This is a genomic window from Spirillospora sp. NPDC127506, assembly GCF_040302145.1.
Lineage (GTDB): Bacteria > Actinomycetota > Actinomycetes > Streptosporangiales > Streptosporangiaceae > Spirillospora.
The window spans coordinates 85,436-100,423 of sequence record NZ_JBEORG010000023.1; the positions used below are offsets into that span (position 1 = coordinate 85,436).

The following is a 14,988-nucleotide window of genomic DNA, read 5'->3' on the forward strand; positions in this document are numbered from 1 at the left end:
GCCGGCCGTCCGCTGTCCCGATACGGAGGTAGACAACAGTGGGAGTCAGTCTGAGCAAGGGCGGCAACGTCTCGCTGACCAAGGAGGCTCCCGGACTGACCGCCGTCGTGGTCGGTCTGGGCTGGGACGTGCGGACCACCACCGGCACCGACTTCGACCTGGACGCCAGCGCCCTGCTGGTGTCGGCCGAGAACAAGGTCCTGTCGGACCAGCACTTCGTGTTCTTCAACAACCTCAGGAGCCCCGACGGCTCGGTCGAGCACACCGGCGACAACCTCACCGGCGAGGGCGAGGGCGACGACGAGCAGATCAAGGTCAACCTCAACGCCGTCCCCGCCGAGGTCTCCAAGATCGTGTTCCCGGTGTCGATCTACGACGCCGACGGCCGGCAGCAGAACTTCGGGCAGGTCCGCAACGCGTTCATCCGCGTGGTGAACCAGGCCGACAACAGCGAGATCGCCCGCTACGACCTGTCGGAGGACGCCTCCACCGAGACCGCCATGGTGTTCGGCGAGCTGTACCGCAACGGTGCGGAGTGGAAGTTCCGCGCGGTGGGCCAGGGCTACGCCTCCGGCCTGGCGGGCATCGCCTCCGACTACGGCGTCAACGTCTGACCGGCGAGCCGAACGCACGCGCCGAACGCACGCGCCGAACGCACGGCCGCACCGCGGGCCGGGCGCACGGCCGAGAGTCCGCAGCGGGGCGCCCCGGAACCGTCCGGGGCGCCGCGCCGCCTTCCGCCGGGCCGGGCGGCCCCCCCCCCGCGCGGCGGCCCCCCCCCGCCGCGCTTCGACCGGCCCGCGGGCCGCGCCGGGTCCGCGCGGTCGCTGCGGGCCGGGGCGGGCCGGGGGCGGTCGCCGGGTCAGCAGGCCGGGACGACGGCCAGCGCCTCGACCTCGATCAGCAGGTCGTCGCGGACCAGCCGGGACACCTCGATCAGCGACGCGGCCGGCTCCACCCCCTCGGGCACGAACTCGGCGCGCACGGACCGCACCACGCCCACGCCGCCCGCGTCCCGCAGGAAGTACCCGAGCCGGATCACGTGCTCCCAGGTCGCGCCCGCGGCGGTCAGCGCGGCCTCCAGGTTGCCGAACACCTGCCGGGTCTGGGCCTCCAGGTCGCCGGGCCCGACCAGGTTCCCGGCCGAGTCCAGGGCGACCTGCCCGCTGACCACCACCAGCCGGCCGGGGACGTCGACGGAGATGACGTGGCTGTAGCCGGGGCCGGGCGCCAGGCCGGGCGCCTCGACCTGCCGGATTCCCGAACGCGGATCACTGCTCATCACAAGATCACCTTACGGCGTCCCGGCCGCCCCGCGCGGGCCGCCCGCGGGGTCAGCCGAGCAGCTCCTCGCGCAGCCGCGTCTTGAGGATCTTGCCGCCGGGGTTGCGGGGCAGCGGCTCGTCCCGGAACCACAGGTGGGCGGGCACCTTGAACGCGGCGATCCGCCCGCCCAGGAACTCCTTGATCTCCTCCGCGGCGACCTTCTCCCCGGGGCGCGGCACGATGACCGCGCCGACCTCCTCGCCGAGCACCTGGTGCGGGACGCCGATCACGGCGCAGTCGGCCACCGCCGGATGCTCGTACAGGGCGGCCTCGACCTCGGCGCAGTAGATGTTCTCCCCGCCGCGGATCAGCATGTCCTTGGCGCGGTCGACGATGTAGACGAACCCGTCGGCGTCCAGCCGGGCCAGGTCGCCGCTGTGGAACCAGCCGTCGCTGAACGCCTGCGCGGTCGCCTCCGGCTTGTTCCAGTAGCCCTTGATGACGTTCGGGCCCTTGATCAGCAGCTCGCCGACCTCCCCGGGCGGCAGTTCGTTCCCGGCCGGGTCGACGACCTTGACGTCGCAGACCGCGACGGGCGGGCCGACGCTCTCGGGCCGCTCCAGGTAGTTGACGCCGCCGTTGTAGGTGGTCACCGAGGAGGTCTCGGTGAGGCCGTACCCGTTGCCGGGGACCCGCTCGGGCAGCCGCTCCTTGATGGTGTCCAGCAGCGCGGGCGCGGCGGGGGCGCCGCCGTAGCTGACGCCGGTGAGGCTGGAGGTGTCGTACCGGCCGAACTCGGGGGAGGTCAGCACCTGCCACGCCATCGTGGGGACGCCGCCGAACCCGGTGACCCGCTCCCGCTCGATCAGCTCCAGCGCCTTGGTCACGTCCCACTTGTACATCAGCACCACGGTGCCGCCCTGCAGCGCGCTGGTCACCAGCACCGAGTGGCAGCCGGTGGCGTGGAAGAACGGCACGCTCAGCAGCGTCACCCGCGGCTGCGGCGCCATCAGCTCCTCGACGGTGCGGCCGGCGCGGACCCCGGCCGACAGGATCCCGTAGGCGAGGCTGACGGGGTTGGTGGCGATGTTGCGGTGCGTGCCCAGCGCGCCCTTGGGGCGGCCGGTGGTGCCGGAGGTGTAGAAGATGGTGGCGTCGTCGTCGGGGCCGATCGCCACGTCGGGCAGCGACGCGGCGGCCGGGTCGCCGGGGTCGCCGAGCACCTCCGCGAACGGTTCCGCGCCCGCCGGCAGGGGCCCGTCGGGGCGGACGACCAGGCACGCCGCGCCCAGGCCCGGCAGCGCCCCGGCGAGCCGCTCGGCGCGCTCGGCGTCGGCGACGAGGACCTTGGCGCCGCTGTCGGACAGCCCGTACTCCAGCTCGGCGGCGGTCCACCAGGCGTTCAGCGGCACCACCACCGCACCGGCGACGGCGGCGCCGAAGAACGCCACCGACCATTCGGGGTAGTTGCGCATCGCGATCGCGACCCGGTCGCCCTTGCCGACGCCGTAGCGGTCGATGAGCCGCCGCGCGAACGCCGCCGCGGCCGCGTAGTGCGCGGCGAAGGTGAGCCGGTCGCCCTCGTAGACCAGGAAGTCGGCGTCGCCGTGGGCGCGGGAGATCTCCAGGATCTCCCGCAGGGTGGGCGGGGCGTTCTTCCACACCCGGGTCCGGACGCCGCGGATGTCGACCTCGTCCATCTCGAACAGGCTCCCCGGCGCGGTCAGCCGCTCCCTGACCTCGGCGATGCCCGGCAGCCCGCCGGGCGGCGCGGCCTGCCGCCCGCTCTGCCTGTCACGATCCTGCACTGGACGGTCCTGCACGTCGCGCCTCCCGCGGGGTCACGGCGCGCCGCCGCGCGGCCCGACCGCCGAACACGGTTCGGTGCGCCGTCTCGAAAATCTATGATCCGCGTCACGCGCAGGTCAACGCCCCATCGCCGCCCCGCCGCCGGGGCGGGGCCGGCGGCGGCCGCGCGGGAACGGTCCGAACGAAGATCCTCACCTGCGACAATGGGGGCATGACCGAACGCAGGCCGATCGAGTACTGGTTGTCGGACATGGACGGGGTCCTGGTCCACGAGGGCCGCCCCGTGCCCGGCGCCGACGAGTTCATCCGCCGCCTGTCGGCGGCCGGGACGCCGTTCCTCGTCCTGACCAACAACTCGATCTACACCCGCCGGGACCTGTCGGCCCGGCTGGCGGCGGCCGGCCTGCAGGTCCCCGCCGAGTCGATCTGGACCTCGGCGCTGGCGACCGCCCGGTTCCTGGCCGACCAGCGCCCCGAGGGGTCGGCCTACGTGATCGGGGAGGCGGGGCTGACCACGGCGCTGCACGAGGCCGACTTCGTGCTGACCGACATCGACCCCGACTACGTGGTGCTGGGCGAGACCCGCACCTACAGCTTCTCCCAGATCACCCGCGCGATCCGGCTGATCGAGGGCGGCGCCCGGTTCGTGGCGACCAACCCCGACCCGGTCGGCCCGTCCCCGGAGGGGTCGCTGCCCGCGTGCGGCGCGGTCGCCGCGATGATCACGCGGGCGACGGGGGTGGAGCCGTACTTCGTCGGCAAGCCGAACCCGCTGATGATGCGGACCGCGCTGAACGTGGTCGGCGGGCACAGCGAGTCCACCGCGATGATCGGCGACCGGATGGACACCGACGTCGTCGCCGGCATCGAGGCCGGGCTGGAGACGATCCTGGTGCTGACCGGGGTGACCCGCAAGGACGAGATCGCCCGGTTCCCGTTCCGCCCGAGCCGCGTCGTCAACTCGGTCGCCGACCTCGTCGACCTGGTCTGACCCGCGGCCTCCCGCGCGGCCGCCCGCGGGCCTCCCGGGGGGAGGCGGGGGCGGTCAGCCGACGGCGCCGAGCGCGGTCATCAGGCCCAGCGCGTCCGACACCACCCAGTACTCGGCGAACCGGCCGTCCTCGGCGCGGAAGATGTCCTGCCCGCGGAACGACACCCGCGTCCCGGGCGCGGCGGTCGCGCCGGGCACGCCGCCCCGGTAGGTGCCGTGGAAGGTCCACGCGGCCGCGACCATCCCGCCCCCCGTCCCGTCCCCGACGACCGGGCCGGCGTCCAGGCCGGTGCGGACGCCGGAGAAGTACTCGTGGGAGCGGCGGACCTGCTCGGCCGCCTCGGCCGGCCCGTGCACCTCCAGGTCCGGCCAGTGGCCGGTGAAGCCGGGCGCGAGGATCTGCTCGGCCACCGCGAAGTCGCCCTCCCACACCTCGAACAGCCAGCGCCGGTACAGCGCGTCCAAAGAACCCGCGTCCAAAGAACCCATGCCGCCCACTGTGCCCGCCGCCGCGCCGGGCCGAACACGCCCCGGCCGTAGACTCGGACGCGCCATGCGCACGATCAGACAGGGCGGCTCCCGCGAGCTGGAGATACGCCGATCCCGGTTCGTCTGCACGCTCGCCCGCGCCGCCGACGAGGCCGAGGCCGCGGCGTTCATCGCCGCGCACCGCCGCGCCCACCGCGACGCGACCCACAACTGCACCGCCTACGTCGTCGGGGAGCACGGCGAGATCACCAAGAGCAGCGACGACGGCGAGCCGGCCGGGACGGCGGGCGTGCCGATGCTGGAGGTGCTGCTGCGGCGCGGCCTGACCGGCACCGCCGCGGTCGTCACCCGCTACTTCGGCGGGGTCAAGCTCGGCGCGGGCGGCCTGGTGCGCGCCTACTCCCAGGCGGTCGCCGACGCCGTCGACGCGGTCGGGGTGGTCGAGCTGCGCCCGGCGGTGACGGTCACCGTCGGCGTCGACCACGCCCTGGCCGGGCGGTTCCTGGGCGACCTGCACGCGGCCGGGCACCGGCCCGGCGACGTCCGCTACGCCGCGACCGTGGAGGCCGACGTCGCGGTGCCCGCCGAGGACCTGGCGGCGTTCGAGGCGTGGGCGGCGGAGGTCACCGCGGGGCGGGCGGCGCTGCGGCGCGGCGCGGCCGGCCACATCGAGGTCCCGGTGCCCTGACCGCCCCCCGCCCCGGCGGCCCGCGCCCCGGCATCCGTGCGCCCCCGGCGGCCCCGGGCCCCGGGTCAGGCCAGGAAGTCGGCCAGGACGGGCGCGAGGACTTCGGGGGCGACGTCGTGGCTCTGGCCGTCCAGGGTGCGGTGCGTCCCGGCGGGCAGCAGCGCGGCCACGCGGCGGGCGGTGTCGCGCATCCAGGCGGGGCTGTCGCCGCCGTCCACGACCAGCGCGGGTGCGGACACGCGGGCGATGAGCGCCTCGGGCATCGCGCCGCCGCGGGCGTCGTCCATCACCGCCGAGTCGTAGGCCAGGGTCGGCGCGAGCGCCTCCAGCGCCGCCCACATCGGCGAGTTGCGGGCCTGCGCCACCATCTCCCGCGGCATCCCCACGCCCTCCATGAACAGCGCGAGCGCGTCGCCGCGGCGCCCGTCGGCCAGCAGCCCGGTCAGCTCGGTGTTGTAGGCGCGCGCACGGGTCAGCCGGTCGTCGTGGCCGGAGTGGAACGGCGGCTCGAACAGCGCGAGCCGGGTGACGGGCAGCCCCGCCGCGGCGGCGCGCAGCGCCAGCACCGCGCCCGAGGACATCCCGTACACCGCGGCGGACCCGCCGGCCGCGCCGAGCACGGCGGCCAGGTCCTCGATCTCGCGGTCGACGGCGTAGGGCGGGGTGTCGCCGCTGTCTCCGCGGCCCCGCCGGTCATAGGCGAGGACGGTGTGCCGGCCGGCGAGCAGCCCGGCGAGCGGAGCGGCCGACCCGCGGTCGTTGAGCGCCCCGCCGACGCAGACCAGGGCGGGGCCGCTCCCGGTCCGGTCGAAGGCGATGCGGGTGCCGTCCTTGGAGTGCACGGTTTCCATGAGGGATGCCCTTCCCAGGTGTCGCGGCCCGGTGCGGGCCGTCTCCCACCCCACCTGCCGGGCGGGCGGCGCCGCAACCGACACGCCGCGCGGCCCGCCGGCCCCGCCGCGGGGGCGGCCGGGCGGAGGCCCTCCGGGAGGCGCCGCGGCGGGTGTAGCCTTTCCCGCGATGGGCAGCGGGACGGTCGCCGGCGACGGGGTGAGGGCGGAGATCCTCCGGGCCGCCGCCGCGATGCTGGCCGAGCGCGGAACGCCCGCCTGCGCGGCCGACATGTCCGACATCGCTGCGGCGGCGGGGGTGGACCGCGAGACCCTCGACCTCTGGTTCCCCAGCCGCGAGGCCCTGCTGCACGCGCTCTACGAGGCCGCGCTGGCCGACCTGACCGCCCGGCTGGAGGACGCCCGCCTCGACCGCGTCCCCATCGAGGAGGCGGTGGCCCGGATGACCCGCGCGACGATCGCCGCGGCCTGCCGGCACCGGGCGCTCGGGCTGCCGGACCGGACGCCGCGGGAGGCCCGGCTGATCGAGCGGCGGCTCGCGGGGCCGCTGCGCGCGGTGTTCGAGCACGGCGCCGCCGCCGGGCACTTCCGCGCCGACCTGCCCGTCCACACCCTCGCCGAGCTGTACTTCAGCCTGCTGGAGGGCGTGGTGTCGCGCGTCCTGCGCGACCGCCTGGGCGTGGAGGAGGCCACCGCCGCCGCGACCACCCTGTTCCTGTCCGGGGCGCTCGCCCCGCCCGCGCGGCGCGGCTGACCCCGCCGCCGCGATCGCCGGCCGATCTTGCGGTGCGGCGGGGGGCGCGGCATAGCCTGAGCCGCGGGCGGCGGAGGCGAGGTGCGTGGCGGTGGCGGGGCTGGAGCCGGCGGTGGCCGCGGGGCTGGTGCTGCTGGCCGTGGCGGCCGGCATCGGGATCACCGCGGTGGGGCCGGGCGGGGTGCTGATCACGGTGGGCCTGTTCGCGTTCACCGGGCTGCCGCCGGCGCGGGTCGCGGGCACCGCGATCGTCACCAACGTCGCGACGGGGGTGCTGGGCACGGCCGTGTACACGCGGTCGGGGCAGCTGCGCGAGCCGCGGACGCGGCGGACGGCGGCGCTGCTGGCGGCCGCGGCGCTGGTGGGGACGCCGCTGGGCGTGCTGGCCAACGGCCTGGTCACCGGCCGGGCGTTCGGGGTGCTGCTGGGGGTGTTCATCGCGCTGGTCGCGGTGCTGGTGCTGCGGCGGCGCCCGCCGGACGCCGGCGGCACCGGACCCGGGAACGGAACCGGGGACGGGGACGGGGCGGGGCGGGGGATCGGGTGGCCGGCGGCGGTGGCGGTCGGCGCGGGCGTGGCGGCGGTGGGCGCGATGTTCGGGGTCGGGGGGCCGCTGCTGAGCGTCCCGCTGCTGATCGCGCTGGGGATGCCGGTGCTGCCGGCGCTGGCGGCGGCGCAGGCCCAGTCGGTGGTGATCGCCGCCGCCGGGACGGCCGGGTACGTCGCGGCGGGCGCGGTGGACTGGCGGCTCGCGGCGCTGCTGGGCGTCCCGGAGCTGGCGGGCGTGCTGGCGGGATGGGTGATCGCCCGGACGGTCCCGGCGGCCGCGCTGAAGGGCGCGCTGGTGGTGTGCCTGCTGGTGCTGGCCCCCTACGTGGCCCTGCACGGCTGACCGCACGACCGGCCCGCACGGCCGGCCCGCACGGCCGGCCCGCACCGGGGGTCTGCGGGCTGGTCTACGCGGCCGGTCTACGCGGTCGGTCTACGGGGTCGGTGCCGCGCCCGCACGGCCGGTCGCGCGCTGGGGGCGGGCGCGCAGGCGGCGGAGCATGCGCGCGTCGGTGAACCCGACGGCGCGGGCGGCGGCCTCGGCGGTGGCGCCCTGCGCCATGAGGTGCTCGGCGTGCTCCAGCCGCAGCTCCTGCTGGTAGCGCAGGGGCGTGAGGCCGGTCGCGGCGGCGAACCGGCGGGTCAGGGTGCGCTCGCTGACGCCCGCGGCGGCGGCGAGGCGGGCCAGCGGCAGCGGGCGGGTGTAGGCGGCGTCGATGAGGTCCTGCGCGCGGTGCACCGGGTCGGACAGGTGGGCGCGGTACCGCAGCATCGCGCCGGCCTGGGGCTGGTCGCCGTTGCGGCGCGCGTACACGACCATGGTGCGGGCGACCTGGGCGGCGGCCGCGGGGCCGTGCCGGACGGCGAGCAGGTGCAGGGCCAGGTCGATGCCGCTGGCGATGCCGGCCGAGGTCAGGACGCGGCCGTCGGTGACGTAGAGGACGTCGCGGACGACGGCGGCGCGGGGGTGGCGGCGGGCCAGGTCGTCCTGCAGCTCGTGGTGGGTGGTGCAGCGGCGGCCGTCCAGCAGCCCGGCGTGGGCGAGCGCGAACGCGCCGGCGCAGACGCTGGCGACGGTGCCGCCGGCGGCGTGGTGGGCGACCAGCCGGCGGGCGGCGCGCGCGGAGATCGGCGGGGCGTGGGGCGTGCCGTCGCGCCACCGCCATCCGGGGACCATGACGGTGTCGGCGGCGGTGAGGTCGGGCCAGGCGGCGGGCGCCCGCAGCGGCAGGCCCTGCGCGGTGGGCACCTCCCGCTCGCCGGCCCGCCCGTCTCCCGGCCCGCCTCCCTGCCTGTCTTCCGGCCCGTCTTCTGGGCCGTCTTCCTGCCCGGTCCCGGGGTGGTCGGCGACGTAGGCGAGCCGGTAGGGCAGGCCGGCGTCGGCGGCGGTGGAGAACACCTGGGCAGGCCCGGCGAGGTCGAGCAGATGCAGTCCGGGGACGAGCAGGAAGACGACGCGGTTCACGATCCGGTCAGCCTACCGCCGCCGCTTCGGGGCCGGTCGCGGGGGCCTGCGCGGGGGCGAGGTCGTCCAGGCTCGCGATGGTGGCGAAGCGCCCGGCCAGGGCGTACTCGGTGCGGGCGATGATCTGGTCGGCGGGCAGGGTGGCGGGGTCGGCGAGGATTTCCTGCAGGGGCCTGCCGGGCGGGGCGTCGCGGTGCTCGATGGGGAAGGTGGCGGTGGCGTCGGTGACGAAGGTGACGCGGTAGCCCAGGTCGGCGGCCAGCCGGGCGGTGGTCTCGCAGCACTGCTCGGTCTGGATGCCGCAGACCACCACCTCGCCGATGCCCCGCGAGGTCAGCAGCTGCGCCAGCCCGGTGGTGGTGAAGGCGTTGCGCGAGGTCTTGGTGAGGACGGGTTCGCCGGCCCCGGGCGCCAGCCCGTCCATGAGGCGGACGTGGCCCAGGTCGGGGTCGAACGGGCCGCCGGTTCCGGGTTCGGCGTGCAGCACCCACACGACCAGGTCGCCGGCGACGCGTGTCGCCGCGACCAGGCGGGCGGCGCGGCCGGCGATGTCGGGCGCCGACACCGCCGCCCAGTTCGGGCGGCGGCGGAAGGACTCCTGGACGTCGATGACGAGAAGCGCTCGGTTCATGCCGCCGATCCTGGCCGGTCGCCGCGCGCGGCGGCAGGCACGATCGCGGCGCGATGCGGAACGATCCGGTCACCGCACGGTCACCGCGCGGGCGCCGCCCGGCGGCCGCCTGCCGGCTTCCCGGCGGAAAGGAGTTTGGCCGGTCGCGGGAGGGGACGTTCTGGACGGGCATCCCCCGGGTGGCGGGGTGCGGACGATCGAGGGGGCAGCACATGGGCGTGCACGGCACCGGCGGGGACGCGACCGCGCGCGGCGTCCCGCCGGACAGCGCCCCGCCGCGGGGCGGGCCGCCGAGCATCGGGGTGGAGGAGGAGTTCCTGCTGGTGGACGCGGTGTCGGGGGAGTGCGTCCCGGACGCCGAACGCGTCCTGGCGGCGGCCGGCCCGCACCGCTGGACCGGATCGGGCGGCTCCTTCCAGAACGAGCTGCTGACCTCGCAGGTGGAGGCCGCGACGGGCGTGTGCCGCGACCTGGCCTCGCTGGGCGAGCAGCTGCGGTTCGGGCGGGCGCGGCTGGCCGCGGCGGCGCGGGCGGGCGGTGCGCTGCTGGTGTCGTCGGGGACGCCGGTGCTGGACGGCCCGCCCCCGCCGCCCGCGCGCGGCGACCGGTTCGCCGAGATCATGGCGGTCTACGGGGACGTGGTGGAGGACTACCAGGCGTGCGGCTGCCACGTCCACGTCGCCGTCCCCGACCGGGAGGCGGCGGTGGCGGTGGTGAACCATCTGCGCCCGTGGCTGCCGGTGCTGCTCGCGCTGTCGGTGAACTCGCCGTTCGACCACGGGCGCCCCACCGGCTACGCGTGCCGCCGGATGGTGGAGATGGCCCGGTTCCCCGGCGCGGGGGTGCCGCCGTGGTCGGCGTCGGCGGCCGCGTGGGACGCGCGGGTCGCGGCGCTGGTGGAGGCGGGCGTGCTGGTCGACCCGGCCATGACGTTCTGGCTGGCGCGGCCGTCGCCGCGCTGGCCGACGGTGGAGGTCCGCGCGGCGGACGCGGCGCCCACCGCGGATGACGCGGTGCTGCAGGCGGCGCTGGTGCGGGGCCTGGTCGGCGCCGCCCTGGCCGATCTGTCGGCGGGCCGGGAGGCGCCGCGGGCGGACGGGCAGGTGTGCGCGGCGGCGCTGTGGAACGCGGCCCGGCACGGCCTGGGCGGCACGCTGGCCGACCCGGTGACGCGGCGGGCCGTCCCGGCGCGGCGGCTGGTGGACGACATGGTCGCCCGCGCGGCCCCCGCGCTGGAGGACACCGGCGACCTGGACACGGTGTTCACGCTGCTGGAGGCGGTCCGCCGGGCCGGGACGGGCGCGGACCGGCAGCGCCGCGCCGCCCGCCGGGGCGGCCCCCGCGCGGCGGTGCGGATGCTGGCGCGGCAGACCGAGTCGGGCCGCCTCACCGGGGGACCGCCCGCCCCGCCGGCCGGGCCGCCCGTCCGGCGGCCCGGCACGCCACCGCACGCGACCCGAGGGGAGGAACCGGGCGTATGGGACCTGCGTGAGCGGGTACCGGAGCCTGACGCCCCCCTGACGACGGAGGACACATGACCGCTCCGCAGGCTCCGGCCCGCGAAGACGCCGCGACCGCACCGGACGCGCCCGGCACGGCCGCGCCCGGCGCCGAGCCGCCCGGCACGGCGCACGGCACGGTGCCGGCGCTGCCGCTGCCGCGCGGCCCGCTGTCGCAGGCCGTGATCACCGCCCTGCGGTCCGGCCCGCCGCCGGGCGACCCGGACCGCCTGCCCGCCGCCCTCCCCGATCCCGGGGCGCAGCCGGCCGACCCCTACGGCGACGACGTGCAGCTGGCCCTGCACACCTGCTACGAGCTGCACTACCGCGGCTTCACCGGCGTCGACCCCGGCTGGGAGTGGGACCCGGCGCTGCTGCGGCTGCGCGGCGCGCTGGAGGCGGCGTTCCTGGACGCGCTGCGCCGCGACGCCCTCCCCGGAGCCGACGCCGCCGCCACCGATGTCGAAGGGGCGCTGGGGGAGCTGCTGGTGGAGCCGGTGGACGCCCGCGGCGTCTCCCACCACCTGCGCGACGACGGCGAGGCGTGGCAGCTGCGCGAGCACGCGGCACTGCGGTCGGTGTACCACCTGAAGGAGGCCGACCCGCACGCCTGGGTGATCCCGCGCCTGCACGGCCGCGCCAAGACCGCGCTGGTCGCGGTGGAGAACGACGAGTTCGGCGGCGGCCGCCCCGGCATGATCCACCAGGGCCTGTACGCCGGGCTGCTGGAGGACCTGGGCCTGGACCCCGCCTACGGCGCCTACGTGGACGCCGCCCCGGCGGCGATGCTGGCGACGGTGAACATGATGTCGCTGTTCGGGCTGCACCGGTCCCTGCGCGGCGCCCTGGTCGGGCATTTCGCCGCCGCCGAGATCACCACGGCGCCGTCCGCGCGGCGCATGGCCCGCGCCCTGGAGCGCCTGGGCGGTGGCCCGCGCGCCCTGCTGTTCTACACCGAGCACATCGAGGCCGACGCCGTCCACGAGCAGGTCCTGCGCCACGACGTGGTCGGCGCGCTGCTGGCCGCCGAGCCCGCCCTGGCGGGCGACGTGGTGCTGGGCGTGCGGGCGACCGGGCTGCTGGAGGACCGCCTGGGCGCCCGCCTGCTGGACGCCTGGCGGGCCGGCCGGCCGGCGCTGCGCCGCCCCCTGCCCGACGCGCCGCCCGACGCGCCGTCCGCCATGCCGCCCGGCGCGGGGCCTGACGCGGGGCCTGACGCGGGGCCTGACGCACCGTCCGACGGGGGAGAGGGGACCGGGCGATGATGCTGCTGAGACCGCCGGGGGTGTACCGGCCGCAGTCCGACACCTCGCTGCTGACGGGCGCGCTGACCCGGACCCTGACCCGCGGGGGCGTGCGCCCCGGCGCGCGGGTCCTGGAGCTCGGCACCGGAACCGGCGCGGTCGCGCTGGCAGCCGCCCGCGCCGGCTGCGACGTCGTCGCGGTGGACGTGTCGGCGCCCGCGGTCCTGGCCGCGCGGATGAACGCGCGGGTGCGCGGCCTGCCGGTCCGGGTGCTGCGCGGCGACCTGTTCGCGCCGGTCGCCGGCGAGGTGTTCGACGTGATCGTCGCCAACCCCCCGTACGTGGCCGGGGACGCCGACCCGGCGGCGGTGCGGGGCCGGGCCCGCGCGTGGGAGGCCGGGCCGGACGGCCGCGCGCTGCTGGACCGGATCTGCGCGCGCGCCCCGCGGCACCTGGCGCCGTCGGGGACGCTGCTGCTGGTGCACTCGGCGCTGAACGGGGTGGCGGCGACGCTGGTGTCGCTGCGCGCCGCCGGGATGCGCGCGTCGGTGGTGGCGCGGCACCGCGAGCCGTTCGGGCCGGTGATGCGGCGCCGCGCGGCGCGGCTGGCGGCGCGGGGCCTGCTGGGCCCCGGGCAGCGGCACGAGGACCTCGTCGTGGTCCGCGCCGACCGGCTCGGGGCAGCCGCCGCCTGCGGCGGGGCGTGCGGGGAGGCTTGCGGGGAGGAGGGCTGTGAGCACCGGAACCAGGCCGCCTGACCGCGTGCCCGAGGCCGGCGCCGGACCGGAGGGCGCTCCCGCGGAGGGGAGCGCGAAGGATCGCGCGCCGGGGCGCGGGCCGGCGGGGGAGCGGCGGCGGGTGCGGATGGTGCCGGGCGGCCCGGTTCTGGTGGAGGGCCCCGTCGAAGTCGTCCTGGAGGACGGCTCCACGGTCGTGTCGGAGCGGTGGCTGGTCGCGCTGTGCGCGTGCCGCCGGAGCCGCTCCTACCCGTTCTGCGACACCAGCCACCGCCGCCGCACCCGCGGGTGACCGGCCGCCGGCCGGTTCGGGCGGCGCAGGCGGTGGGAGTGCGCCGAGGCGGGCGCGGCGGTGACCGGAGCCGCCCCGGGGAGGCGAGGACCGGCACCCCGATCACGCGCACGGAAGCGGGCATGCGGGGTCCTCTTCCATGGAGCGCCCGAAATATTGCCCACTGCGTCCGTGAGGCGGCGAGGAGCCGGGCCGGTTCCCGTCAGCCGCCGAGGCTCTCCAGGGCGACGTCCAGGCGCTGCGCCAGGGCCTCGATCTGCTCCTCGTTGGCGCCGGTGTCCAGTTCGGCGATGACGGCGTCCCGCGTGGTGATCACCATCGCGTCCTCGGGGCCGCCGCCGCGGCTGGGGTCGGTGGGGACGACGGTGGCGCGGCCCCCGACGACCACCAGCGCGGCGTCGCGGTCGGTGGAGGCCAGCAGGGTGTGCAGGTGGTCGGAAGTGATCGTGGGCATCTGGTGACCTCCGAGAGCGTGCGGTGGACATGGTCGCTGAACAGTCGCTGAACGGTGGGATGCGCCGGGACGCCCGCGCCGGCGGCAGGGGGTCAGGGTTTGCGGCCCGCGCCGGTGGCGAACTCGCGGGCGCGGGCTGGGCCGCCGGTGCCGGGCGCCAGCGGCGGGGTGTCGCGCCCCGACCCGGCGCGCAGCCCCTCCAGGAACTCGGCGAACGCCTCGCGGGCGCTGTGCCGGGGCGTCCAGCCGAGCTCGGTGCGGGCCCGCGAGGTGTCCATGACCGGGATCTCCAAGGCCAGGTCGAACAGGCCGGGCGAGGCGGGCACCAGGTGCAGGTTCCACGCGGCGGCCAGCGCGGCCCGCACCCCGCGCCGCGGCACCCGGACGGTGCGGGCGCCCAGCAGGTCGGCGAGTTCGGCGGCGTCGACGACGGGATCGGCGGCGATGTTGAACGCGCCGCGCACGTCCCGGGTCGCGGCGAGCCGGAACGCCTGCCCGGCGTCGGCGGAGTGCAGGAACTGCATCCGCAGGCCCGGCATGTCCGGCACGACCCGGATGAGGTCGGGGCGGGCGAGCCGGCCCGGCAGCAGCGGCCCGGCGAACAGCCGCCGCTGCTCGCCGGCGCTCTGCCGCTCGAACACGAACCCCGGCCGGAGCCGCACCACGCGGCGGCCGGGATCGGCGGCCTCGAACGCGTCCAGCAGCCGCTCCACGTACGCCTTCTCCCGCGAGTAGGCGGCGCCCGGCCACCCGTGCGTCGGCCACGACTCGTCCACCGCGCGGTCCTTGGGGCCGGGGGAGTAGGCGCCGACCGACGAGGAGTACACCAGCGCCGGCACCCCCGCCTCGGCGACGGCGTCGAACACCCGGCCGCTGCCGATCACGTTGGCGTCCCAGGTGACCGCGGGCCGGTGCGTGGGCTGGAACAGCCACGCCAGGTGGATCACGACGTCGGCGCCGCGCATCAGCGGCACCAGGTCGCTGTCGGTGACGTCGGCCTCCGCCCACTCGATCTTGCCGGTGCCGGCCGGGTCGGTCTCCCGCGCCGCGCCCGGCCCGGGCTCGCGCCGGCTCAGCCCCGTGACGGCGGTGACGGCCGGGTCCTCGGCGAGCGCGCGCAGCGTGCTGGTCCCGATGTTGCCGGTGGCGCCGGTGACGACGACGCGCATGGCGATCTCCCCCTCGGTCGGCGGTCCTCGGTGCGGGACGGGCGCGTCCCCGCAGGTGGACGGCCCCATTCCCGGCCTGCGCCGATCTATGCCCGCGCCC

Annotated in this window: 17 protein-coding genes; 9 read left to right on the forward strand and 8 right to left on the reverse strand. The window is 77.3% G+C overall.

Annotated elements, in window-relative coordinates; all coding sequences use genetic code 11:
* Positions 1-38: 38 nt before the first annotated feature.
* The gene (locus ABTW95_RS22060; protein WP_396455012.1) at positions 39-614 is read left to right on the forward strand and encodes a TerD family protein; all 576 of its coding nucleotides are present in this window, start codon (positions 39-41) and stop codon (positions 612-614) included.
* A 248-nt stretch (positions 615-862) separates the two neighbouring features.
* Here the strand turns inward: ABTW95_RS22060 and ABTW95_RS22065 are convergent, their stop codons facing one another.
* Together ABTW95_RS22065 and ABTW95_RS22070 are read right to left on the reverse strand one after the other, a co-directional pair.
* Positions 863-1,282 (reverse strand): RidA family protein, encoded by a 420-nt coding sequence (locus ABTW95_RS22065; RefSeq protein WP_396452452.1) that lies wholly within the window; start codon positions 1,280-1,282, stop codon positions 863-865.
* Positions 1,283-1,334: 52 nt separating this feature from the next.
* Positions 1,335-3,074, reverse strand: coding sequence for a class I adenylate-forming enzyme family protein (locus ABTW95_RS22070; protein ID WP_396455011.1), 1,740 nt, complete (start codon positions 3,072-3,074; stop codon positions 1,335-1,337).
* Positions 3,075-3,286: 212 nt separating this feature from the next.
* On the opposite strand from ABTW95_RS22070, the gene ABTW95_RS22075 reads away from it, so the two are divergent.
* Positions 3,287-4,066, forward strand: a complete 780-nt coding sequence (locus tag ABTW95_RS22075) for an HAD-IIA family hydrolase (protein ID WP_396452456.1) — start codon at positions 3,287-3,289, stop codon at positions 4,064-4,066.
* A 54-nt stretch (positions 4,067-4,120) separates the two neighbouring features.
* On the opposite strand, the gene ABTW95_RS22080 is transcribed toward ABTW95_RS22075, so the two are convergent.
* Positions 4,121-4,555 carry an ester cyclase gene (locus ABTW95_RS22080; protein WP_500227257.1) on the reverse strand — a complete coding sequence of 145 codons (435 nt, stop codon included), beginning with the start codon at positions 4,553-4,555 and terminating at the stop codon, positions 4,121-4,123.
* A gap of 64 nt (positions 4,556-4,619) precedes the next feature.
* Between ABTW95_RS22080 and ABTW95_RS22085 the strand changes: the two genes are divergently transcribed.
* Positions 4,620-5,243: an IMPACT family protein gene (locus ABTW95_RS22085; protein WP_396452460.1), complete on the forward strand. Its 624-nt coding sequence runs from the start codon at positions 4,620-4,622 to the stop codon at positions 5,241-5,243.
* 65 nt (positions 5,244-5,308) lie between these two features.
* Here ABTW95_RS22085 and ABTW95_RS22090 read toward each other — a convergent pair whose 3' ends face one another.
* Positions 5,309-6,094 carry an alpha/beta fold hydrolase gene (locus ABTW95_RS22090; RefSeq protein WP_396452462.1) on the reverse strand — a complete coding sequence of 262 codons (786 nt, stop codon included), beginning with the start codon at positions 6,092-6,094 and terminating at the stop codon, positions 5,309-5,311.
* A gap of 169 nt (positions 6,095-6,263) precedes the next feature.
* Here ABTW95_RS22090 and ABTW95_RS22095 point away from each other — a divergent pair, with 169 nt between their 5' ends.
* Positions 6,264-6,848, forward strand: a complete 585-nt coding sequence (locus ABTW95_RS22095; RefSeq protein ID WP_396452464.1) for a TetR/AcrR family transcriptional regulator — start codon at positions 6,264-6,266, stop codon at positions 6,846-6,848.
* A 91-nt stretch (positions 6,849-6,939) separates the two neighbouring features.
* The gene (locus ABTW95_RS22100) at positions 6,940-7,740 is read left to right on the forward strand and encodes a sulfite exporter TauE/SafE family protein (RefSeq protein ID WP_500227258.1); all 801 of its coding nucleotides are present in this window, start codon (positions 6,940-6,942) and stop codon (positions 7,738-7,740) included.
* A gap of 90 nt (positions 7,741-7,830) precedes the next feature.
* Here ABTW95_RS22100 and ABTW95_RS22105 read toward each other — a convergent pair whose 3' ends face one another.
* A complete protein-coding gene (locus ABTW95_RS22105) occupies positions 7,831-8,862 on the reverse strand; it encodes a GlxA family transcriptional regulator (RefSeq protein WP_500227259.1) in 1,032 nt (343 codons plus the stop codon).
* A 7-nt stretch (positions 8,863-8,869) separates the two neighbouring features.
* Positions 8,870-9,493: a cysteine hydrolase family protein gene (locus tag ABTW95_RS22110; protein ID WP_500227260.1), complete on the reverse strand. Its 624-nt coding sequence runs from the start codon at positions 9,491-9,493 to the stop codon at positions 8,870-8,872.
* A gap of 212 nt (positions 9,494-9,705) precedes the next feature.
* Here ABTW95_RS22110 and ABTW95_RS22115 point away from each other — a divergent pair, with 212 nt between their 5' ends.
* From ABTW95_RS22115 to ABTW95_RS22130, 4 genes are read left to right on the forward strand one after another with little or no spacing between them, the layout of a single operon-like run.
* The gene (locus ABTW95_RS22115; protein ID WP_500227261.1) at positions 9,706-11,031 is read left to right on the forward strand and encodes a carboxylate-amine ligase; all 1,326 of its coding nucleotides are present in this window, start codon (positions 9,706-9,708) and stop codon (positions 11,029-11,031) included.
* The gene (locus ABTW95_RS22120) at positions 11,028-12,257 is read left to right on the forward strand and encodes an iron-containing redox enzyme family protein (protein WP_500227262.1); all 1,230 of its coding nucleotides are present in this window, start codon (positions 11,028-11,030) and stop codon (positions 12,255-12,257) included. Before ABTW95_RS22115 ends, ABTW95_RS22120 begins: the two co-directional genes overlap by 4 nt.
* Positions 12,254-12,994 (forward strand): HemK2/MTQ2 family protein methyltransferase, encoded by a 741-nt coding sequence (locus ABTW95_RS22125; RefSeq protein WP_396450956.1) that lies wholly within the window; start codon positions 12,254-12,256, stop codon positions 12,992-12,994. The genes ABTW95_RS22120 and ABTW95_RS22125 overlap by 4 nt, the downstream gene beginning before the upstream one ends.
* On the forward strand, positions 12,969-13,265 hold the full coding sequence (locus ABTW95_RS22130) for a CDGSH iron-sulfur domain-containing protein (RefSeq protein ID WP_396450954.1): 297 nt from the start codon (positions 12,969-12,971) through the stop codon (positions 13,263-13,265). Before ABTW95_RS22125 ends, ABTW95_RS22130 begins: the two co-directional genes overlap by 26 nt.
* Positions 13,266-13,467: 202 nt before the next feature.
* On the opposite strand, the gene ABTW95_RS22135 is transcribed toward ABTW95_RS22130, so the two are convergent.
* Both ABTW95_RS22135 and ABTW95_RS22140 read right to left on the reverse strand, forming a co-directional pair.
* A complete protein-coding gene (locus ABTW95_RS22135; protein WP_396450952.1) occupies positions 13,468-13,719 on the reverse strand; it encodes a hypothetical protein in 252 nt (83 codons plus the stop codon).
* A 92-nt stretch (positions 13,720-13,811) separates the two neighbouring features.
* A complete protein-coding gene (locus ABTW95_RS22140; protein ID WP_500227263.1) occupies positions 13,812-14,888 on the reverse strand; it encodes an NAD-dependent epimerase/dehydratase family protein in 1,077 nt (358 codons plus the stop codon).
* Between the last annotated feature and the right edge of the window lie 100 nt (positions 14,889-14,988).